Origin of the sequence: Amycolatopsis albidoflavus (genome assembly GCF_039525725.1) — a bacterium.
Classification (GTDB): domain Bacteria; phylum Actinomycetota; class Actinomycetes; order Mycobacteriales; family Pseudonocardiaceae; genus Amycolatopsis; species Amycolatopsis albidoflava.
On the sequence record NZ_BAAAHV010000017.1, the window covers coordinates 264,082 to 286,521 of the forward strand.

Sequence of the window (22,440 nt, forward strand, 5' to 3'; positions counted from 1 at the left end):
CACGAAAATTCGAGTGCTTGCCTGTCTGCCGCGCGTACCCTGGAATAGCTGTGCTTTCAGGGGAGGAAGCTGCGATGGACCAACCAGGCGATGCCCGGGCAAGCAACGCGGACCGCGAGAAGGCAGTTTTCCGGTTGAATAACGCACTCGCGGAAGGTCGGATTGATGTCACCGAATTCGAAGAACGCGTCAAGGCCGCCTACGAATCTCGTACGTACGCGGAGTTAGCGGCCACCCAACAGGCTCTCCCGGCGCTGGACAGCACCGAAGACGCAGCAGCGAAGCAACCCGCTGATCCCGTTGGCGCATATCTCAACCTCAGGTACCAGCAACTCGAGTGGCTGCGCCGATTGACCAAACTACCGGCCGGCCAGCGCGGCCTCGCGGCCCTCCTGGTCGGACCGGCCGCCATCGCGGCTTGGGTCGTTGTCAATGCCGCTTATCTGGCCGTCTGCCTGGCCGTCGGACTTCCTTCGGACTCCGCGTGGTTCACCTTGTGGCCTATTGCCGGCGCACCATGGGGCGCCGTCATCCTGACTGCCGAACTATTTCGCCGGTTTGACACCGGAAAGTGAATAAAACGCCAAGAAGCCCGCTCCACACCGTGAACCCGTTTCGGAATATGCCTACGGCGTCCGCCAACCAGAATCCCCGAAAGCGTCAGCCAGCTCACCCGGACGGCAAGACTCCCCGCAATGCGCACCCAGCGCCAGCTCAGCCCCAGCGTCCCGCCAGAACCGCGCCCGCTCGGCAGTGGCCAACCCGTCCACGATCACCTCCGCGCCGACCCGGTGCGCCAAGCTCGGCAGTTCCCGGAACAGGCCGACCACCGGCGAGTCCGGCGCGACCCCGTCCAGCAGCCCGCAGTCCAGCCGCACGCCGTACACCGGCAGGTCGACCAGCGCGGCCAGCGCGCCGTCGCCCAGTCCGCTGACGCTGATCACCGGCCGCACTCCCAGGCCGGACAATTCCCGCAGGTTGTCCCCGGACTCGCCGAGATCGGCGGCCAGGGCCGGCATGGGCAGCTCGACCAGCAGCCGCTCGGCCGGGAAGCGCGTCTCCTCCAGCACGCGGACCACCCGGGTGAGCAGGTCCGTGTCCGCCGCCTGGTGCGGGCTCAGACTGACCAGCAGCCGCAGGTCGCGATCAAGCCGTTGCCGCCACCAGCCCACCTGTTCGCAGGCGGTGTTCAGCAGCCACTCGCCCATCGGCAGCATCAGCCCGGTGGTCTCGGCCAGGCTGCGGCAGCGCTCGTCGGACAGCGCACCCGCCCCGGGCGGATCCCAGCTGAGCAGCACTTCCACCCCGTGCACCGCGCCGTCGGCCAGCCGCATCAGCGGCCGGTATCGCTCCTGCACGTCCCCGTGCTCGAAGGCGCCCGGCATGACCGCGGCCAGCCCGTCGGTCTTGCGGTCCATCCGGTTCTGCTCGGGATGGGACAGCTCCCACTGCCCGTGCCCGCTGGCTTTGGCCCGGTGCAAGGCCTGGTGGGACTCGCGCAGCAGATCGGCGGCGTCGCGGCCCTCGGCGGTCCGGCTGACCACGCCGACGCTGATCGACAGGGCCAGCCCGTGTCCGTCCACATAGGTCGGTTCGGCCAGCTCCTGGCGCAGCTCGTGCACCAAGCGTCCCGGCGGCGGTGTGTCCGGCGCGTTCTCCACCAGCACCGCGAACTCCGCGTCCCCGAACCGGGAGAGAAGGGCTTTCTCCTTTGCCAGCACAGACTTCAGCCGCCGCGCCACGGTGACCAGCAGCTGTTCGGCCGCGCGCTCGCCGAGCCCGTTGCGCACCACGGCGAAGGCGTCCAGCTCCAGCCGCAGGAGCGTCACGCCCAGCTCCGGGTCGGCCTCGCCCAGCACGGTCTCCATCCGCGTACTGAAGCACTGCCGGTTGGGCAGACCGGTGAGCACGTCGTGCAAGGCCTGCCGGCTGAGTTCGTTCTGCAGCAGGAACAACTCGGTGCCGTCCTCGACCACGGTGACGAAGTGGCTAGGCTCGTCCCCGGCGCCGTGCAGCAGCGAAGCGGTCAACGACACCGAAACCGCCTCGCCGTCGTGATGCAGCAACCGCTGGGATTGCTTGATCCGCTCGACCTTGCCGGCCAGCAGCGCGCGGTAGTCCTCGCGCAGAACCGGCGCGTAGTCGGGATGTATCAGCTCGAACAGATCGCACCCAGTCAGCTCGTCCGGAGCGCGCCCGAGCATCACGCCCGCCGCGGCGTTCACGGTGACCAGCGTGCCGTCCAGGTCGGCGACCAGGATGCCGCTCGCCGACGACGTAGCGACCTCGTCGAATCGCGCCTGCGCGGTCCGCAGCTCGTACTTGGCGTCCCGAACGGCCTTGAGCAGGGACATCTTCAGGCTCTCCTGCTGGGCCAGAATGGCGCGTTGCCCGGCCGACACCACGCTCGCGGCCAGCGCGCCGAGCACGCCCACCACGCGTTCGGCGAACTCTTCGACGGGCTGGAACTCGGACAGCGCGAGCATGCCTTTGCTCAGAACAGCCATCGTGACGGTGATCGGCTGCCCGCCCGAGCAGTTCAGCTCGACCAGCCGGGCACCCACGGCCTCCAGCGAACCGGTGCCGCCAGGCGGGTGCTTCCGCCCGCTCTCGTGCACCTCGGCGCACAGGGTGTCCAGCAGCGCGACCAGTTCGGTCTCGAAACTGGCGTGCGCCAACGGCACGTAGCCGGTCCCGCCCAGTAAGTAGGCCCACTTGCGCGCGAGCAGGCCGCGCTCGCGGCGCCCGTCTTCGGACGGTTCCGGGATCGGGTGTCTGCCTGGTTCGGTCATGGGCTCACGGCTTCCGCGCCACGCCCGCGTAGATCAGTTCGTTCCACGACGGGTCTTCGGCGATGTCGGTCGGCCCGGCAGGCCGCCAGCTGCCGCAGCCCACCAGCCCCGGCTCGACCAGCGCCAAATCGCCGAGCAGGCCCAGAATCCCGGCGTGGGAACGGGTGTGCGGTACCTCGCCGCGCCGCTGCGCCATCTGGTCGCTTGCCGCGGCAAACGACTCCTGGTGCGCGTCGGACGTGATGTGCGTGAAGGCGACTAAGCTGCCCGGGGCCAGTGGTTCCTGGTAAGCGCGCACCAGCCCGGCCGGGTCGTCCTCGTCCGGGATCCAGTGCAGCAACAGCATGCACAGCAAGCCCACCGGCTCGTCGAAGTCGATCAACCGCCGGACCTCCGAGCTGTCCAGCACCCTGGCCACGTCGCGCACGTCCGCGTGCAGGACCGCGGCGCGGTCGTTGCCCGCCAGCAGCAGCTCGCCGTGCGCGACCGCCACCGCCTCCTTGTCGACGTAGACCACCCGGGCCTCGGGAGCCTCCCGCTGGGCGATCTCGTGCACGTTGCCCACGGTGGGGATGCCCGCGCCCAAATCGAGGAACTGCCGGATGCCCTGGGCAAGCATGAAGCGCACCGCGCGGCCGAGAAAGGCGCGGTTGAGCCGCACCGACTGCCGGATCCAAGGCAGCGTCCCTTCGAGGTGGTCCGCGGTGGTGCGGTCCCTCTCGAAGTTGTGGCTGCCGCCGAGCCAGTAGTCGTAGATCCGGGCGACGTTCGGTGAACTCGTGTCTACCCCGGCCGGGACCCAGTCCCGTGTACCCGCCATCACGCACCTCATCGGTTCGGGAGCCGGAACAGCATACTCACCTCGGCGCCGACGCCTTAATCCGTCAATCGTGGCTGAGGTTCTACCCAATCGGGCGCTGCCGGTGCCGCTGAATGGCTCGTAAAATTGCGGCCTTCCTTATTCCCCTAATGCCAAGGAGTCTGCGTGCCCGTCCCGGTGGCACCAGGACGGTGGCCTTTGCTGGGACACACAGTCGCGCTGGTCCGCCGTCCCACCCAATTCACCGCCGGACTGCGGGAACGCGGTGACGTGGTCAAACTGTTCCTGGGGCCGCTCCAAACCTATTTTCTCACGAATCCGGAAATTATTCACCGCGTGCTGGTGACAAATGGATCGAGCTTCGGCAGCGGAATCATGTTCCGCAAATTCCGCCCGTACGCGGGCAACGGTCTGGCCCTTTCCGACGGGCCCTTCCATCGCAGGCAGCGCAAGCTGATGCTGCCCGCCTTCAGCCAGCCGCACCTGCGCCGCTACGCCGAGAGCTGGGTCCGGGCGACCACCGCCATGGCCGAGTCCTGGCAGCCAGGCGAGGTGCGGCAGATCGACACGGACATGCAAGCCCTGGCCATGACCAACGTCGGCGAGGCACTGTTCGGCGCCGAACTGGGCGAGGAGGCGATCCGCGAGGCCCGCCGCTCGATCCCGCTGGTCATTCAGCTGGGGATGTACCGGGTGCTCTCCCCTGGATTCGCGGAGAAGCTGCCGTTCAACCGCCGCTTCGACGAGGCCGTCGCGCGCATGAAGGCCGTGGTGCGGGAACTGATGGCGGGCCGCGACGCCGACACCGACCACGGCGACCTGCTGTCCACGCTGCTGCTGGCCCGGGACGCCGAGACCGGGGAGCGGATGACCCGGGAACAGGTGCACGACGAGGTGATGACACTGCTCACCGCGGGCACCGAGACCACCGCGCTGATCCTGGCCTGGGCCTGCCACGAGCTGGGACGCAACCCCGACCTGGCGGAACGGGTGCGGACCGAGGTGGACCAGGTCCTCGACGGGCGCCCGGTCACCTTCGACGACCTGCCCGCGCTGGCCCGCACCAGGCAGGTGGTCAGCGAGGTGCTGAGGATGTACGCGCTGTGGATCCTGATGCGCCGGACCGAACACGAAATCGACCTCGGCCCGGTGCGGCTGCGGCCCGGCGACGAGGTGATGTTCAGCCCGCTCGCCCTGCACACCGATCCCCGCTACTGGGACCGCCCGGACGTTTTCGACCCGGACCGCTGGTCCACCGACCGGGTGCGCTCGTTGCCGCCCGGGGTATTTATCCCGTTCGGCAACGGGATCCGGCAGTGCATCGGCCACCTGTTCGCCCGGGCCGAGGTGGTCATCGGTCTGGCCACGATCCTCGCGCGGTGGCGTTTAGAGCCCGCCGGCCCGGTCCGGGTGCGCTACACGACGATCGCCTACCCGCGCGGCCTGCCGATGACGGTGCGCCCGCGGGATTAGTAGTCCACACAACGGAATATGGAGTTTTTGTGCGTTTGTTCTCGCGCCGGGCCGTCGCCGCGGCGATGGCTCTGCTGTGCGTCAGTACGGTCCTCACCCCAACGCAGGCGTCCGCCGACGAGGCGACCTGCCAGGACCTGAACATCCCCGTGTCGCTGGTGGATCTGCCACTGCTGGGGCTCAACGATCAGACCATGTACGGCAGGCTGTGCGTCCCGCCCGGCGGCAGCCGCACCCTGCAGGTGCTGGTGCCCGGCGGTACGTACAACTCGACCTACTACGACCCGCCCGGCCTGCCGGACAGCCAATCGTTCCGCAAGGCGGTGAACAGCGCGGGATACGCCACCCTGGCGATAGACCGGGTCGGCTCAGGGCGCAGCTCCAAGCCGCCGAGCTCCCTGCTGACCGCGAGCAGCCAGGCCAACGCGGTGCATCACGCCATCCAGGCGATGCGAACCGGCGCGGTAGGATCCAAATTCGGCAAGATCGTCCTCGTCGGACACTCGCTCGGATCGGCCACCACGATCATCGAAGCGGCCACTTTCCACGACGTCGACGGCGTGGTGATCACCGGGTTCACCCACCGGGTCGCCGCGCTGACCGTGATGCCCACGCTGACCGCACTGAGCCCGGCGGTGCTGGACGCGCGGATGTCCAAGGTCGCCGGACTGGACCCGGGATACCTGACCACGCTGCCAGGCACGCGGTACGCCGCTTTCCACAACCCCGGCCCGTACGACCAGCAGGTCATCGACGAGGAAGAAGCGAACAAAGACCTGATCGCGCCCGGCGAGATCGTGGACGCCGTCCTGATCGGTTTGGTGCTGCCCTACAGCAGGCAGATCAACGTGCCGGTATTCCTGGCGATGGGCGAGGAGGACAACGTCTTCTGCCGCCCGCTGGCCAGCGACTGTTCCAGCGCGGAAAGCCTGCGGCAGGGCGAAACCGCGTACTACTCGCCCGAGGCGCACCTGCGCACGTTTGTGGTGGCAGGCTACGGGCACTCGATCAATTACGCGCCGAACGCGCCGCTGTTCCACGACGCGGTGACCGGCTGGATGAACGACTTGATCGGCCAGTAACACATTTTGTCGAGCACCCTCTGTCCGTCCGGCTCCGCACAACCGGAGCCGGACGGACAGGTGAAAGGATGGAACGCTGGGTGAAGACACCGCGTGCCGAGTTACTGGATCGAGCGCTGATCTGGAACGAGGCCCACCTCCGGCACGCACTTCGCGAGTATGAACGCCACTACAACCTGCATCGCACCCATCGATCACTTGCCGCGGCAGCACCGCTGAAATCCCTGCTTGAGGCCCTAAAAGCTGAACGGGTCGATCGGCTCACCGTCCGTCGAGGAGATCGTCTTGGCGGCGTCCTCCACGAGTATCGATCTGCGGCTTGACCTGTGTGAATGGAGTTTTCGGCACGCACACCCCAGATGCCCTCCTCGCGGGTGCTGGCGGTCCTCGCCTATCTCGGCCAGTGACCGGCGACCGAGCACACCAGGTACCTGTCGGTGCCCGCGAGCGCGGACTCCTGTAACGCCTGGACGCGAAACCCATGCCCTCGCAACAGTTCGACGATGCCGGACAGCACGCCGCCGGTGCGGGTGCCGGACTCGTCGTGCACCTCCATCACGATCTGGCCGATCAGCGGCCAGTGCCGGTCGGCGATGCCGCGCAGCACATCGGCCTCTGCTCGCTGCACGTCGATCTTGAGCATGTCCACCCTCGGCACAGCGCACTCGTCGATCACCGACGACAGCGGGCGAACCCGGCATCGGCAGGTGTGCTCGCGGAATCGATAGTCGAGCAACTCCCCCAGCACACCGGGATCGAGATCCATCGTGATCCGCTCCCGGACGAGGTCCTTGTCGGCGGCCGGATCGGCGTAACTTCGCTGGCCGGACATGGTCGAATAGCCGGGATAGTACGTGAAATCGACCTCACGGTCCACATCAGACAGTCCGTAGTCGAGCACCGACACCCTGGGCCCGAATCCCGCCGTGTTGCGCCGGAGCTTCGCCACGATCGGTGTCACCGGTTCGAATGCGTAGACCGACGCGGTCGGGCACTCGGACAACACGAACAGCGTGTAAATACCGATGTTGGCACCCACGTCGAACACGATCGCGCCGGGCGGCAGCGTCATGCCGGGCGGTAAGTAAGCGCGGCGCAGGAAGACCTCTTCGTAGAGGTAGTCGCTCTCGTGCGCGTTGATCCCGTCGATCCGGGCCAGGAATTCGGCCGCGAGCGTCATTGTGCGCCGCTCCCCTCGTCGTCGCGCTCGAACAGTATGTTGCCCCGGATCCTGGGCAGGCAGCGAGCGAGCCCGGGTCGCCGACCGGCGAGCACGCTGAGTCCGCTGGGACGCAACGACAGTTCGATCGCCGTGGCCTTCTCGTGATTCGGCATCGCTTCGATCTGCGACCTTAGCCTTCCGTTCGCGATCTCGTCCTCGGCCCGCACGTACCAGGGTCCGTCACGTTCCACGCGGCTCAAGTCCAGTAGCCTGCTGTCACCGTCGACGTGTACGCCGGATCCGGCGATCCAGTCCAGTGACAGGGATTCCAGCACCCGCCGCATGTCGACGAACCGATACGGTGCGACGACGGGATTCAGGTAAGCGTCGGCGGCCATCGCGTCGGCGGCGTCCGGCGTCAACTCCCCCGCCGGCTTCGCTGTCGCGCCGTACCGGGTCGGTGACAGGGAGAGCCCGAGTTCCCGCACCACCGCGAGGTCGGCGGGTCCATCCGCCAGCAACATGGCCAGTTCGCGATCCAGCAGTCGGTCGTACTCGCCGACCATGTCGTACAGCCACAGGAAGAGCAGCCCCGCCGGACCGAGTCGCCGTCCCAGCCAGGCGAGACCGGCTTCGGGGTCCGGCAAGTGATGCACGACGCCGGAACACACGATCAGGTCGAATGATCCCGGCAGGTCGGCATCGGGTATCGCGCCGCACCGGAAGTCCACGTTGGTCACCTGGTTCCGTAGCGCCAGCCGCCGTGCCACGGCGAGAGAGGACTGCGCCGGGTCGATGCCGACAAACCGTGCCATCGGGTAACGCTGCGCCAGCGCGACGACCCGATGCCCAGTGCCGCAACCGATATCGGCCACTCGCCAGCCGTCGAGCTCTTCGTCGGACAGGCAGAACGCCATGCCATTGGCGAGATCGAAGATCGGCTGCGCTTCGGCATCCGCCGATGGGTAAGGGAACCGTTGGTACAGCTGGACAACGTCACCGGTTCTGGATTTCTCCTTCGTCGCTTCGATGACCGTGGCCAGTTCGGCGACGGTCCGATGCGCCATGAGATCGGCGAGATCGACACCAACGCCGTGGTCGGCGCGTAGCTGCCCGGCCAGCCGCAGGATGTGCAACGAGTGGCCGCCGAGGTCGGTGAGACTGTCGTGGGTGCCGACCGACGGCACGTCCAGGATCTCGGCAAGCACCGTGGCGAGGTAGGTTTCGGTCGCTGTCGGCGGTCGTCCGGAATGAGACGCGGACACGGCCGGTGGAGGCAGCGCATGCCGATCGAGCTTGCCGTTCGCCGTCGTGGGCAGCGTGTCGAGCACGACGACGGCGGCAGGCACCAGATGCGCGGGCAGCGCATCCCGGCAGTGGGCAAGGATGTCCCGCTCGATGCCGGCGCGTTGTCGCGCGACGACGTAGCCGACCAACCGCATGTCGCCGCGATCCGCGCCATGTGCCACGACGGCCGCACCGGTGACACCAGGACATCCGCGCAGCGCGGCCTCGACCTCGGCCGGTTCCACCCGGAAACCACGGACCTTCACCTGGTCGTCGCGGCGGCCGGCGAACTCCAGTTGCCCGTCGGCGTTCCAGCGGGCCAGATCGCCGGTGCGGTACATCCGCGTACCCGGCAGCCCGTACGGGTCGGGCAGGAACCGCTCCGCGGTCTGGGCCGGATCGTCGAGGTAGCCACGCGCCAGCCCGGCGCCCGCGATATACAACTCGCCACGCGCGCCCGGCGGCACGGGCGTCAAATCGTCGTCGAGCACCGCGACCGTGGTGTTCCACCGTGGCCGCCCGATCGGCACCGGGCCGGCCGCCGTCTCGACCGACCGCCATCGGGTGGCGCACACCGTCGCCTCGGTGGGGCCGTAGAGGTTGAGCACGTCGTCCGCGCCGAAGAAGGCGCGCGCCCCATCGATCACGTCCGCGTGCAACGACTCACCGGCACACACCACCGTGCCCGCCCGGTACGCCGGGGCGTTCGCGCCCAGCGCGGCGAACGCTGACGGCACGCCACTGACCAGGCTCGCCGGTCGGGTCTTCGTGTCGGGGCCCGCCGAAACCGAACGCAGGTCGGGGATCAACTCGATCGCACCGCCAACCAGCAGCGGCGGGAAGAGTTCCAGCACCGACACATCGAAACTGGCCGAGGTGGCCGCCACGACATGGGAAAGTCGTTCGGTGCCCATTTCCGTGACGAACCACCGGCAGAAGTCGATGAGCGCCGCGTGTTCGACGACGACGCCCTTCGCCCGGCCGGTCGAACCGGACGTGTAGAGCACGTACGCCGGATGCGCCCGGTCCAGCGGTGCGACCCGGTCGGCGTCGGCCGGGTTGGTGGACGCGGCCGTCTCGTCGTCGTCGAGGTCGTGTTCGGTGAGCACGACCGAGGGTTGCGCGTCGGCGAGCAGTTGCTGGCGATACTGCTCGGGATGGCGCGGATCGACCGGCAGGTAGGCGGCACCAGCCTTCAACACGGCCAGCATCGCGATCACCAGGCCCGTGGATCTCGGCAGGCACAACGCCACCCGTTGCTCCGGTCCGACGCCGTGGGCGATCAATCGATGCGCCAACCGGTTCGCGCGTTCGTTCAGTTCCGCAAAACTCAGCTCCTCGTCGCCGTGCCGCAATGCGATCCGGTGAGGAGTGCGGGCCGCCTGCTCTTCGATCGACTCGGGCAACAGGTGTGCCGGTGGCCGCGTCCGTGCGCCGACGCTGTATCCGGCCAGAGTTCGGCGTTGGTCGCTGGTGAGTGCGATCACCGCGCTGGTCGCCTGTTGCGGATCGTCGGCGATTCGCCACAACACCGTGCGCAGCGAGTCGACGATGCTCCTCACGCGGTCGGAGTCGAACAGGTCGGGCCGAAAGCGCAGCCGCATACCTGTCCCCGGATCCGGATACACCACCAACGCCAACGGAAAATGCAGCGAATGGTGACATTCGTAGTCGGCGAACTCGGCCGCGGCGGCGATCGCCTCGGCCGTGACCGGGAAGTTCTCGAACACGATCACGCTGTCGAACAGCTCGGCGCGGCCAGCGATGCGCTGGATACTGGCCAGATCGAGGTGATGGTGCTCGATCAGCTCGGACTGCTCGTGCTGGATCCGGGCCAGCATGCCGGCCGCCGCCGTGGCACCCTCGACGCGCACCCGAACCGGCACTACGTTGAGGAAGAACCCGATCATCGACTCTATTCCGTCGACGTCCGGTGGCCTGCCCGCGACCGTGCTGCCGAAGACGACATCACGGCCACCGCCCAGCCAGGCGAGCAGCAGTCCCCACGCGCCCTGCACGATGGTGTTCATCGTCAACGACGAGGCAGCGGCCGCCGCCCGGAGTTTGTCGGTGAGCTGTACGCCCAACTCGAACGGGATGTCCTCGACCGGCAGCGGTGTCCGGTTCCATCCCGACGGGACCAGCGGCACCTGATCGGCCAGCCCGGTCAGATAGCCGGCCCAGGCACGTTCGGCCGCGTCCCGGTCCCGGCCGATCAGCCAGGCGAGATAGTCGCGGTAGCGGGCGGGAGCGGGCAGTTCGGACGCCGAGCCGGCAAGTGCCAGCAATTCCCTGGCGAACAACGGCATCGACCAGCCGTCCAGCAACAGGTGATGGCACGTCAGCACCACCCGGTAGCGGTCGGCGCCCAGCCGGATGCCGGTCAGCCGCAGCAACGGTGGTTCGGTCATGTCGAATCGGCGGACCCGGTCCGCTGCCATGAACTCGGCGAGCTTCCGTTCGTCCGATCCGGCAAACTCGATTTCCGTCCACTGTGGATCAGCGGTGTCCGGCACGAACTGCACCGCCCCGGCCTGCCCGGTGACCCACATGCCGACCCTGAGATTGGGATGGCGGGCAAGCATGGCGGCGATCGCGGCACGAAACGTGGACACGCTGAGCCAGTGGGGCAGGTCGAACGCGATCTGCACGGTGTAGACCTCGGGGGCCGGCCGGTCGTACAGTGCGTGGAACAGCAGTCCCTGCTGGAGTGGACCGGCGGGCCAGACGTCCACGATGGCCGGATGGGCACGCTCGAGTTCGTCAATGTCGTGCTGAGCGAGGGAAACCAGCGGGAAGTCGGCAGGGCTGTGCCCGCCGAATCCGGGCTGCCCCAAGGGTTCGGCCAGCGCGACCAGCGCCGTCGACCACCGGTCCAGCAGTTCCCGCGTCTCCGTCTCCGCGAACAGCTCGTCCGGCCACGACAGACTCAGCACCAGCCGAGGTCCGGCCGCGCCGTCCTCGGTGTAGGCGGTGATTTCGATGGCATGGGCGAACGGCATGTCCGGGTCACCGCCGCCACGCAGGCCCTCCCCCTCGGCAGCCGGTGTCCATGCGGTGGCACTCGGATCGAGCGTGGCGAACCGGCCAAGATAGTTGAAGGCGATCTGCGGACGCGCCAGACCGGACAGCCGTGCGGCGGTGTCGGAATTGAGATAGCGCAACAATCCGAAACCGATGCCGTTGTCCGGGATCGCGCGGAAGGTCTCCTTGATCCGTTTGACGGCATCGGCCAGTTCGCCCGCGTCGGTGAGGTCCGCGGCCGGGAGATCGAGGCGGACCGGATGGATGGAGGTGAACCAGCCGACCGTTCGCGAGAGGTCAAGATCCGTACCGGTGCGGCCATGCCGTTCGACGTCGACGAGCACGTCACGCGCGACGTGACCGGCCGTGGTTCGCCACTGCCGCAATGCGAGCACGAACCCGGTGAGCAGCACCTCATCGACGTTCGCATGGAATGCGGCCGGTAGCGCGGCAAGCAGCGTCCGCGCCGGGCCGGTCGGCAGGTGCAGGCTGACCGTGCGGGCGCTCCGGCGTACATCGCGGGCCGGATCCAGTGGCCGCACACCGAAATGCTGCTCCGGCTGCGCCAGCATGCCCGTCCACAGCGGCAGTTCGGCGATGCTGGCCGGTGCGTTCGCGGCGTCGAGTTGTCGTTTCGCCCAGGTGCGGAACGACGTGCCGACCGGATCGAGTGACGGGTGCCGCCCCGCCATGACGGCGGTGGCCGCAGCGGCGAGATCCGCGAGCAGAATCCGCCAGGACACCCCGTCCACAGCGAGGTGGTGCACGGTGAGCAGCAGGTGACCCGATTGGTCCGGTCCACCGGCGAACAACACGGCCTGCACGAGAATGCCGCATTCTGGATCCAGCAGCCCGGCCGCCACGGCGGCGTGTTCGGCGAACACGCCGGCACGGGTCGCCGGATCGAGCGCACCGACATCGACCCGACGACAGCGATCCCGCGCCGCGACCGAACCGGCCGCCCGGACGCACAGTGATTCGGTTGCCTCGTGCAGCCGCATCCGCAACGCGTCGTGGTGGTCGATGACCGCCTGCAACGCGGTGACGAGACGATCCTCGGTCAGACCGGCCGGAGTGTGCACCAGCAGGGACTGGTGATGGTGGGCCTGCGGTCCGCCGCGTTCCCGCGTCCACCGCATCACCGGGGTGAGTGGCAATTCGCCGAGCGGCGAGTCCGCATCGACGGTCGGCCGGGCACCGGCGGGCACAGCGACGGTCGCCAATGCGGCGGCGGTCTTGTGCTGGAACACCTCGCCGGGCGACAGGCTCAGCCCGGCCGCCCTGGCACGGCTGACCACCTGCAACGCGGTGATGCTGTCTCCGCCCATCGCGAAGAAGTTCTCATCAGGGCCGACCTCGGATACCGACAGCACGTCGGCGATGACGTCGCACAACAGTCGTTCGGCCGTGCCTCGCGCTGCTCGCGTGCCCGTCGAACGTGCCCCGTCCAACTCGGGCAACGCGGCCAGGTCCGGTTTTCCGTTGGTGGTCAAGGGAATGCTGTCCACTACGACGAAGTCGGCAGGCACCATGTACGACGGCAGTGACTCGCGCAGCTGATCGAGCAGTTGCGCCGGGCCGATCGGATGGCCGGGTGCGGCCACTCCGTAGGCGACGATCCGCTGCCGCCCGGACGGGTCCGTCCTGAGCGTCGCCACCGCGTCCGCGATCCCTGCCTGTGCTGCGATCTCGGCCTCGATCTCGCCGAGTTCGATGCGGTATCCCCTGATCTTCACCTGGTTGTCGATCCGGCCGCCGTATTCCAGGCCGCCGTCGGCCAGCCAGCGGGCCAGGTCGCCGCTGCGATACAGCCGCGCACCGGGAGGGCCCCACGGGTCAGGTACGAAGCGTGCCGCAGTCAGTTCCGGCCGCCCGAGGTAGCCGCGGGTGACACCGGCACCGCCGACGTGGATCTCGCCCCACACGCCGACCGGCACCAGGTTTCCGTGTTCGTCGAGCAGGCGGACCGTCAGATCGTCCAGCGGCCCGCCGATCGGGCTGCCCGCACCGGGCGCGAGATCCCGGGCAGCGATGTGGTGCGCGGTCACGTGCACCGTCGTCTCGGTGATGCCGTACATGTTCACCAGCACGGGTGCGGACGATCCCAGCCCGCTCACCCATGGCGACAGTTCGGCCGGTTCGACCCGTTCCCCGCCCAGTATCACGGCACGCAGCGCCAAGCGGTCGAGCCGTGGATCGTTGTCGGCGGCGAGCCCGACGAGGGCACGGAACGCCGACGGGGTCTGGTTGAGGACGGTCACCCGTTCCCGCACAAGAAGATCGAGGAAGTCGTCGGGCGAACGGACGACGTCCAACGAGGCGACCACGACCGTCCCGCCGTGCAGCAGTCCGCCCCACAGTTCCCAGATTGAGAAGTCGAAGGCGTAGGAGTGAAACATCGTCCAGACGTCGTCGCGTCGTGGGGCGAACCGGTCAGCGGCCGCCGAGAACAGCCGCAGCACGTTCCGGTGCGTCACCCCGACGCCCTTGGGACGCCCGGTGGAACCCGATGTGTAGATGACGTAGGCGAGATTGTCCTCGTGCGCCGTGATCCGCGGATTCGTGGCCGGTCTACTGCACAGTTCGGCTTCCTGTTCGTCCAGCACCAGCGTCCGGCCGCCGCTGATGTCGGCCGCACGCTGCTTGTGCGCGCTGTTCGTGACGATCACGGGCAGCGCGATGTCCTCGGCGATGTACCGAAGGCGCGCCACGGGATTCGCGGGATCTAGCGGCACGTAGGCCGCGCCCGCCTTCACTACGCCCAGCAGGGCTGGAATCAGGTCGGGGCCACGGTCGAGGCACACCCCGACGACGGTCTCCGGACCAACGCCGAGTTCCCGCAGATGGTGCGCGATCCGGTTGGCCCGTACGTTGAGTTGGTGATAGCTCAGGCGGTCGGTGCCGGACACGATGGCGGTCTCGTCCGGTACCCGTTCGGCCGTCCGCTCGAACCGCTCGGGCAGGCTGCCGGTGAAAGCTGGCGCGTCTTCGGCGCCGTTTCCGTTGGCCAGCAGGGTGGACCGCTCGGCGTCGGTCAGCAGCGGCAGGCGCGAGATCGGCATTGCGGGGTCGTCCATCGCACCAGTCACGAGGTTGGTCAGGTGCGTCGCGAGCCTGCTGACGGTGTCCCGGTCGAACAGCGCCGTAGCGTAGTCGAACGTGCAGGCGATCTCGCCGGTCGGCCGCTCGGTCGCCGTCAGACTGAGGTCGAACTTGACCGTGTTGGTGGGCACCGCCCATCGGGACGCGGACAGGTCGGCGAGCCGGCGTTCGTCCGGGCCGGTGTCGCGCATGCTGAAGCTGACCTGGAACAGTGGATTGCGGGACAGGTCGCGATCCGGTTCGAGTTCGGCGACGAGCTTCTCGAACGGGATCCGCTGATGTGCCAAGGCTCCCGTCGTCGCGGCATGGGCCAGCGCGAGCAGGTCGGTGAAACCGGGTTCGGCTTCCCACCGGCAGCGCAACACGACCGTGTTCACACAGAACCCGATCAGCCGGGCGATCTCCGGCTCGTCACGGCCTGCCACCGGTGCCCCGACGGCGATGTCCCGCTGCCCCGAATGCCGGGCGAGTACCGCGGTGAAGGCCGCCAGCACGGCCATGAATGGTGTGCAGTCGTGCTGCCTGGCCAGTTCACGCAACCGGTTGGCTAGCGGCGCGGGGAGCACGAAGTCGACACTGTCACCGGCGTTGTCGCGGGCGGCAGGCCTGCGCCGATCGGTGGGCAGCGCGAGGGGGCCGAGACCGGCCAGCCGGTCACGCCAGTACGCGAGTTCGCCGTCCAGCCGCTCGTCCAGTTGTTCCCGTTGCCACTTCGCGTAGTCGGCGTACTGCACCGTCAGCGGTGCCAGATCCGCGTCCCGGCCGGTGACGGACGCCAGGTAGTATTCGCCGAGATCGCGCAGCAGCACGTCGACCGACCAGCCGTCGAACGCGATGTGGTGCAGGACGACGAAAAAGACGTGATCCCGCAGGCCGAGCCGGAGCAGCCAGCACCGGATCGGATGCTCCCGGTCCAGTGCGAACGGCCGGGTGGCCTGACCATGCGCGAACACGACGGCCGCACGCTCCGGATCGGGTTCGGCACTAAGATCCACAGTGGACATTTCGGCCTTGCCGGCCGGGTCGATGACCTGTACCGGTTCACCATCGCGGGTTTCGTACCGGGTGCGCAGAATCTCGTGCCGGTGCACCAGCTTCCGCCAGGCGTCCGACCACTGCGGTGCGGCCAATGGACCGCGCAACCGCAGCCCGCCGGGCATCAGATACTCGATGCGACCGGGTTCGAGCTGATCGAGCACCCACAGCCTGCGTTGCCCGAACGACAGCGGCAGCGGTCCGCCGCGCCGGGCCCTCGCGATCCCGCGCGTGGTCATGACGGTCCGGCCGCTGAGCCGACGGCGCAACAACTCGGCGTGAGCCACGGTTCGCTGCTCGGCCATGTCAGCCTTCCTGCCCGTTGTTCTGCCCGCGCAGCGCTTCGGCTGCCTCAGCCTCGCTCATGTTCGCCACCTCGGCCTCGATCTGTGCAGTGACGAAGTCAGCGAGTTCCGCGAGCGTAGGGCCCTCGATCGCGACCGAGAAGGGGAGCGGGATCTCGAACGCCTCCTTCACCTGGACGATCATCCGCACCAGCAGCAGGGAATGCCCGCCAAGCGCGAAGAACGACTCGCGTGCGTCGATCGGCACATCAGCCGGAACGTTGAGCAGGCCTCGCCAGATCTCCGTGATCCGTTCCCGCACCGGGTCCGGCTCGTCGGCGGCACCATCGTCGTACGTCGGGATTATCGGCTCCAGCGCGGCGAGTCTGGCCCGGTCGAGCTTGCCGTTCGCGTTGAGCGGCAAGCGAGGAACCACGACCAGCCTGCCGGGTACCAGGTAGTCCGGTAACCGCATTCGGCAGTGCGCCTCGAGATCGGCAATGCCGGGCGGCTCGCCGTACGGCACGACGTAGCCGATCATGCGCAGTCCACCCGATTCCAGTCGTTGCGCGAGCACGGCCGCGTCCCGCACATCGGCGTGCGTGAGCAGCGCGGAACGGGCCTCGGCGGGCTCAACGCGATATCCGTTGATCTTCAGCTGGTCGTCGGTCCTGCCGTGAAATCGCAACGTTCCGTCGGTCGTGACGCTGGCCAGGTCACCGGTGCGATAGAGCCGGCTGCCCGGCGGGCCGTATGGGTTGGGCACGAATCGTGCCGCGGTCTGCGCGGGATCCGAATAGCCCTGGGCCAGTCCGGCACCGCCGACGTACAGCTCGCCGATGGCTCTGGGTGCCACCAGGCGCAGGTCGCCGTCCAGCACGTGCGCGGTGACACCGGGCAGCGGCCGGCCGATCGGCACCACGTCGGCGGTCTGTGCGACGTCGACCTGATGGATGGACGTACCGACGGTCGCTTCGGTCGGGCCGTACTCGTTGCGCAGCCGGCCTGCGCCGAGCAGGTCGAGCCACCAGTTCGCGTCGGCGCCGAAAAACCGGTCACCGGCAACAACATAGATGTGCGCGAGATTGTCAAGCTGGGACGGGTTCAGCTGCTGGCGCAACAGATCCAGATGTGCCGGGGTGAGCTTGACGAACGAGTACGGACCGCCGCGCGCCAACTCGGCGCCCAGTTCATCCAGTGGCACATCCTGCGGCACCAACCGCACCGGCCTGCCGGTTACCAACGGCACGAACATGGTGGGCACCACCAGATCGAAGGCCACCGACGAGAACAAAGGCGCTCCCCCGGGTCCGTTCGCGCCGAACGCGCCAGCGGCCCACCGGATGTGGCAGGCCAGGCTCCGGTGGGTGATCCGGACCCCCTTGGGCTCGCCGGTGGAACCGGACGTGAAGATGAGGTAGGCCAGGCTGTCCGGGTCGATTTGGGCGTGTGACGGCCTGTCATATCCCGCACCGTCCTCCGTGCCGGTGACGACCACCTCGCCCTCGGAGGCGGTCACAACCGCCCTCGCCCCGGAGGCACGTACAAGCCGGTCGACTCGTTCTGGCGGTGTCGCCATGTCCAAAGGCAGATATGCCGCGCCGACCCGCCACGCGGCCAGCAGCGTGCCGATCAGATCGGGAGTCCTGGGCAGCAGTACCGCGACGACGTCACCGACGCCGATCCCGGCCACGCGTAGCCGCGCAGCAATCCCGTCGACCAACTGATCGAGCTCGCGGAAGCTCATCGTGCCGCCGGAAGAGAACAACGCGGGCGCATCCGGCGTCCGCGCGACCTGTGCCCTGATCATGTCCAGCACGGTGTCCGGCGACGGCTCGACCGCCGGTCCCTCGGCCCGGGTCAGCAGCTGATCCCGTTCGTCCTGATCCACCAACGGTATCGCGTCCAGTCTGAGGTCCGGATCGGCCGCGACAGCGGTCAACAGGTGGACCAGCCGCGGTCCCAGCGATGCGACGGTGTCCGGGTCGAACAACGACGTCGCGTATTCCCACGCGCCCTGCACGCCACCATCGGCCGTGCGTCGCAGGAAAAGACTCAGGTCAGTCTTGGTGGCCCGCCTGCCTCGCACCAGGAGTTCAACGTCCTGATGGGACAGCGCTTCGTTGGTGGTGCCGTCCTCGTACAGGTTGAACGCGACCTGGAACAGTGGTGTGCGCGCCGGATCGCGGTCCACGCCCAGGTCGTCGACCAGCCGCTCGAACGGCGTTCGCCCATGTGCCAACGCGGATCGGCAGCCACGGCCGACCGAGGCGACGGCAGCGGCGAAACCCCATTCAGGGGCCAGCCGGCAGCGCAGCGCCACCGAATTGACGAAGAATCCGACCACGTCGTCGACCTCAGGCAGATCCCTGCCGTCGACCGCGGTGCCGACCACGACATCCCAGCGGTCGGAGATCCTCGCCAGTAGCGTGGCGAGTGCGGTCAGGAACGTGGTGAACGGTGTGGCACCGCAACGATGACCAATCATGATCACCGCGTCGGCGACCTCCGGCGGCACGGTGAAGGTCTCGACAGCGGCGCGCGGATCGCGCACCGGCGGTCGGGTATGGTCGGCAGGCAGGTCCTGCCCGGCGACGGCGGACAGTTCCTCGCGCCAGAACGCCAGCTCCTGCTCGACGAACTCCTCGGTCAATTCGACGCTCTGCCGACGCACGTAGTCCGTATAGGACATAGGGAGCGCAGGCAGGTTCGAGGCTTCGATATCGCCGCCAACCCGGTACAGCTCGCGGAAGTCCCGCTCCAGCACCACGGCGGAACGTCCGTCGAAGGCGCTGTGGTGCACGGTGACCAGCAGCAGTGGCGTGCCGACGTCGGTGACGGCCAGCATCGACCGCCAGACCGGGCCATTCGCGACGTCGAAGCCCCGTTCGAGCTGCCGCGCGCAATGATCGGGTAGCTCGGCTGCCGAACAGTGGATCACCTCCAGTTCGACGTTCGGCTCCGGCTCGATCAGCTGGCGGGGATCACCGTCGTGCTCCTCGTAGCGGACACGCAGCATGGCATGCCGCCGGGCCAGTGCCCTCAGCGTGGCACGTACCCGCGACGGATCGACGCTTCCGGGTATGCGGACGAAGACCGGGACAACCCATTCGGCGCTCTCCGGGCTGACCTGATCGAGGAACCACAGTCGCCGCTGGCCGGATGACAGTGGCGTAGGACCGGATTCCTCGGCTCCGGTGTTCCGGCTGTCGGTCCGCGCGTCGCCGCCGAGTTCGGTCAGCAGTGCCGCCTGCGCCGCCACGGTGGACCGGGTGAACAACGTGCGGAACGGAACCGGCACGCCCGCCAGTACGCTCAATTCGCGGGCCAGCGCGGTCAGACTCAGTGACGAACCGCCTCGCTCGAAGAAGTCGTCGTGCACACCGAATCCGTCGGCGGCGAGCACCGTGCCCCAGGCCCGGGCGACCATCATTTCCGATTCGGTTCTCGGTGCCACGATCTGTGGCCGCCCGCGGGTGTCGTCGCTCGCCATCGCCGTGAGGGCGTGCCGGTCGATCTTGCCGCTGACCGTGCGAGGCAGTTCGCGCAGCGGCACGAACCGCGTGGGAATCAAGGCTTCGGGAATGCGCTTGGCGAGAAAGGCACGCAACTCGGCGGGTCGCGGATCCATGGCACCGCTGTGGTAGGCGACGAGGTGGCTGCCGCGCCCATCGGTGGCCGCGATGACGGCCGTGCCCGTGACGTCGGGGTGTTCGGCGAGCGCGGCCTCGACCTCTGCCGGTTCGATCCGCACTCCATTGACCTTGACCTGATCGTCCATCCTGCCGAGGTAGTCCAGCGTCCCGTCCTCGCGCCACCGCGCGAGATCCCCAGTCCGGTAGAGCCTGCCACCGTGGCCGAACGGATCGGGTACGAATCGCTCCGCAGTCAGATCGGGCCGGCCCAGATAGCCACGCGCGACACCGGCGCCGCCCGCGTACAGCTCACCGGCGACGCCGACGGGCACCGGCACACCGTCGCAGTCCAGCACCCGGACCACGCTGTTGTCGATCGGCCCGCCGATGGGCACCGGGCCGGAAACCTGTGCGGGATCGGCGAGACCGGCCGTCACGTCGATGGAGCACTCGGTCGGGCCGTAGGTGTTCCACAGTTCCGCCTTCACCCGGTCGGCGAGTCGGCGGGCCAGGCTCGCACGCAGCGGCTCACCGCCGCAGGACACCAATCGCAGTGTCTCGCATCCGGTCCAACCGGGTTGGTCGACCAGCGCCCGCAACACGGACGGCACCACCTGCAACACGGTGATCCGGTGCCGGGCTACCTCACGGAGCAACAGCGCGGGATCGCGTTCGGCGCCGTCGGCGGCGAGTACCAGGGTGCCACCGCTGATGAGCGGGGCGAAGAATTCCCAGCCCGCCGCGTCGAAACTCAGCGGCGTCTTCTGCAACACCCGGTCGGCAGGGCTCATCGCCTGATGGTTAACAGTCCACATAGTACGGTTGAGCAGCCCGCGATGCGGGACGGCGACGCCCTTCGGGGTACCGCTGGAACCCGAGGTGTAGATCAGATACGCCAGGCCGTCCGGATCGACGGCGGGCAGCAAGGATCGGTCGCCTACGGGTGAAAACTCGTCCACCGCAAGCCGTTCGACATCCTCGCCCAGATCGCGGAACTCGCCGTCCGCGGTGACCAGAACCAGCGAACAGCCGGTCTCCGTCATGATCGACCGGAGCCGACGTTCAGGGTGCGTCGGTTCGAGCGGCACGTAGCAGGCACCGGCTCGCAGCGTCGCCAGCAGCGCGACCGGCAGGTGTATCGACCGGGACATGCCGATGGCGACCGGGGTTTCCGGCCGCACACCTCGCCGGACGAGCGCCGCGGCCAGCCGGTCGGCTCTGCCGACCATCTCGCGGTAGCTGCACCGCTCTCCGGCCGCCTCGACCGCGATCGCGTCCGGGGTCGCGATGGCCTGTGCGACGACCAGATCCAGGATGGTGTGGCGGTCGGCATCGACCGTCTGGCCAGCGTGGTCGGTGCTCGGTTGCGCGTCCGGTGCGGTCAGCCGCACGTCCGCCACCGGGTCCAGCGGGTCGGCGGTGACCAGCGCGGCCAGCACGTCGAGCACCTGCCGTTCCCAGCGACGCAGGTCCCGTTCGGTGTTCCGCGTGGCGTTCAGGTCGACACACAGGGTCATCCGGCGCGCCCGCTCACTGCCGTACACCATGACGGCGGGTTCGTCGGTCGGACCGCTCGACAGCGGATGTCCGACGGCGTCGTGATCACCGAACCGGAAGCGGTCGTCGAGCGGGAACACGTTCACGGCGGCGCTGAACAACTCGCCGGGCGCCGGACCGCCGGGCAGTGCGCGCAACACCTCCTCGATCGGACAGCCCTGGTGGGCGATGCCCGCGCTGACACCGATGTCGACCTGTCGCAGGAATTCACCGATCGGCAGTGCAGCGGGCAGCGACAATCGCACGGGCACCGCGGTCGCTGCAGGGCCGGGCGTCCGGAGCACTGTTCGATCCGTCCGGCCACCGACGGGCAACCGCAGCACCATCTCCGGCCGTGACGTCCGTTCCCGCACGCAGATGGCGACCGCCGCGATCACCACCGCCGGCCACCGCACCCTGGCACGTTTGGCGAGCGACACCACGCCCGTCGCGACGGATGTCGGGACCGGCAGCACCGAACGGAGCGTTCTGGCGGGCGGACCGGCGTCGGTGGCATCGCGCGCAGCCGCCGGCTCCCAGCAGGACAGCGTGTCGAGCCAATACTGTCGGTCTCGTTCCCGAAGCGACCGGGCCTCCGGCGACCGGTCGAGTTCGGTGATGGCACGGACCGAACCCCAGTCGGCGGGCCGAACAGGTGTGCCGGTGGCGAGCGCGCTGTGGATGCGCGCGGCGCGGTCGATCAGCAGGCCCATTGTCCTGCCGTCACCGATGATGTGGTGGAACTTGAGATACCAGTGTGTCCGGCCGTCTTCGCGGATCAGAATCGCATGGCTGAAAAGCTCGCCGTCGAGGTCGAACGGAATGTCGAGATCGGCCGACAGCCAGTCGGCAAGATGCGCCGAATCAGCGAGGTGGACGATTCTCGGCGGTATCCGCCGGGACGGTTCGAGTCGCCATAGTGGCTCATTTCCGCGAGAAACGATCCGCATGTGCAGTGTGTCGGCCTCCACGGTCACCTGCTCGACGACATCGCGCAGGAGGTCGACGTCGAGCGGGCCGCATATCTCGACATGCGACGCCACGCTGTACGCAGGGCTGGCCAGGTCCATCTGCTGGCCGAGCCACACCGCGAGCTGAGCCGACGAAAGCGGCCAGACATCAGTTGACGCAAGCAATTCCGCAACCCTCCTTGGGCATACACGTCGTGCTCGAAGCGCCGGACACAGCCTGTGGAAAGCTTTACCGCC

Annotated in this window: 9 protein-coding genes; 4 read left to right on the forward strand and 5 right to left on the reverse strand. The window is 68.2% G+C overall.

The features are described 5' to 3' along the window. The first annotated feature begins 74 nt into the window (after positions 1-74). Positions 75-575, forward strand: coding sequence for a DUF1707 SHOCT-like domain-containing protein (locus ABD156_RS28800; protein WP_344280501.1), 501 nt, complete (start codon positions 75-77; stop codon positions 573-575). A gap of 51 nt (positions 576-626) precedes the next feature. On the opposite strand, the gene ABD156_RS28805 is transcribed toward ABD156_RS28800, so the two are convergent. Continuing rightward, positions 627-2,792: a putative bifunctional diguanylate cyclase/phosphodiesterase gene (locus tag ABD156_RS28805; RefSeq protein WP_344280504.1), complete on the reverse strand. Its 2,166-nt coding sequence runs from the start codon at positions 2,790-2,792 to the stop codon at positions 627-629. A gap of 4 nt (positions 2,793-2,796) precedes the next feature. Beyond that, positions 2,797-3,612: an SAM-dependent methyltransferase gene (locus ABD156_RS28810; RefSeq protein ID WP_344280507.1), complete on the reverse strand. Its 816-nt coding sequence runs from the start codon at positions 3,610-3,612 to the stop codon at positions 2,797-2,799. A gap of 165 nt (positions 3,613-3,777) precedes the next feature. Here ABD156_RS28810 and ABD156_RS28815 point away from each other — a divergent pair, with 165 nt between their 5' ends. From ABD156_RS28815 to ABD156_RS28825, 3 genes are all read left to right on the forward strand, one after another. Continuing rightward, on the forward strand, positions 3,778-5,085 hold the full coding sequence (locus ABD156_RS28815) for a cytochrome P450 (protein ID WP_344280510.1): 1,308 nt from the start codon (positions 3,778-3,780) through the stop codon (positions 5,083-5,085). A 29-nt stretch (positions 5,086-5,114) separates the two neighbouring features. Then, positions 5,115-6,167: an alpha/beta hydrolase gene (locus ABD156_RS28820; RefSeq protein WP_344280513.1), complete on the forward strand. Its 1,053-nt coding sequence runs from the start codon at positions 5,115-5,117 to the stop codon at positions 6,165-6,167. Between the two features lie 68 nt (positions 6,168-6,235). Then, positions 6,236-6,490 (forward strand): integrase core domain-containing protein, encoded by a 255-nt coding sequence (locus ABD156_RS28825; RefSeq protein ID WP_344280516.1) that lies wholly within the window; start codon positions 6,236-6,238, stop codon positions 6,488-6,490. A gap of 68 nt (positions 6,491-6,558) precedes the next feature. Here the strand turns inward: ABD156_RS28825 and ABD156_RS28830 are convergent, their stop codons facing one another. Genes ABD156_RS28830 through ABD156_RS28840 form a run of 3 tightly spaced genes read right to left on the reverse strand, consistent with a single transcriptional unit; the run spans position 6,559 to position 22,368 of the window. Beyond that, positions 6,559-7,347 carry an FkbM family methyltransferase gene (locus tag ABD156_RS28830; protein ID WP_344280519.1) on the reverse strand — a complete coding sequence of 263 codons (789 nt, stop codon included), beginning with the start codon at positions 7,345-7,347 and terminating at the stop codon, positions 6,559-6,561. Continuing rightward, the gene (locus tag ABD156_RS28835) at positions 7,344-16,082 is read right to left on the reverse strand and encodes an amino acid adenylation domain-containing protein (RefSeq protein WP_344280522.1); all 8,739 of its coding nucleotides are present in this window, start codon (positions 16,080-16,082) and stop codon (positions 7,344-7,346) included. Before ABD156_RS28835 ends, ABD156_RS28830 begins: the two co-directional genes overlap by 4 nt. Before the next feature lies 1 nt (position 16,083). After that, a complete protein-coding gene (locus ABD156_RS28840; RefSeq protein ID WP_344280525.1) occupies positions 16,084-22,368 on the reverse strand; it encodes an amino acid adenylation domain-containing protein in 6,285 nt (2,094 codons plus the stop codon). Positions 22,369-22,440 lie beyond the last annotated feature (72 nt).

Excerpts from the sequence above, each read along its gene's own strand:
- ABD156_RS28800 (WP_344280501.1), top strand. The coding sequence starts at position 75 with ATGGACCAACCAGGCGATGCCCGGGCAAGCAACGCGGACCGCGAGAAG.
- ABD156_RS28805 (WP_344280504.1), bottom strand. The coding sequence starts at position 2,792 with ATGACCGAACCAGGCAGACACCCGATCCCGGAACCGTCCGAAGACGGG.
- ABD156_RS28810 (WP_344280507.1), bottom strand. The coding sequence starts at position 3,612 with ATGGCGGGTACACGGGACTGGGTCCCGGCCGGGGTAGACACGAGTTCA.
- ABD156_RS28825 (WP_344280516.1), top strand. The coding sequence starts at position 6,236 with ATGGAACGCTGGGTGAAGACACCGCGTGCCGAGTTACTGGATCGAGCG.
- ABD156_RS28830 (WP_344280519.1), bottom strand. The coding sequence starts at position 7,347 with ATGACGCTCGCGGCCGAATTCCTGGCCCGGATCGACGGGATCAACGCG.
- ABD156_RS28835 (WP_344280522.1), bottom strand. The coding sequence starts at position 16,082 with ATGGCCGAGCAGCGAACCGTGGCTCACGCCGAGTTGTTGCGCCGTCGG.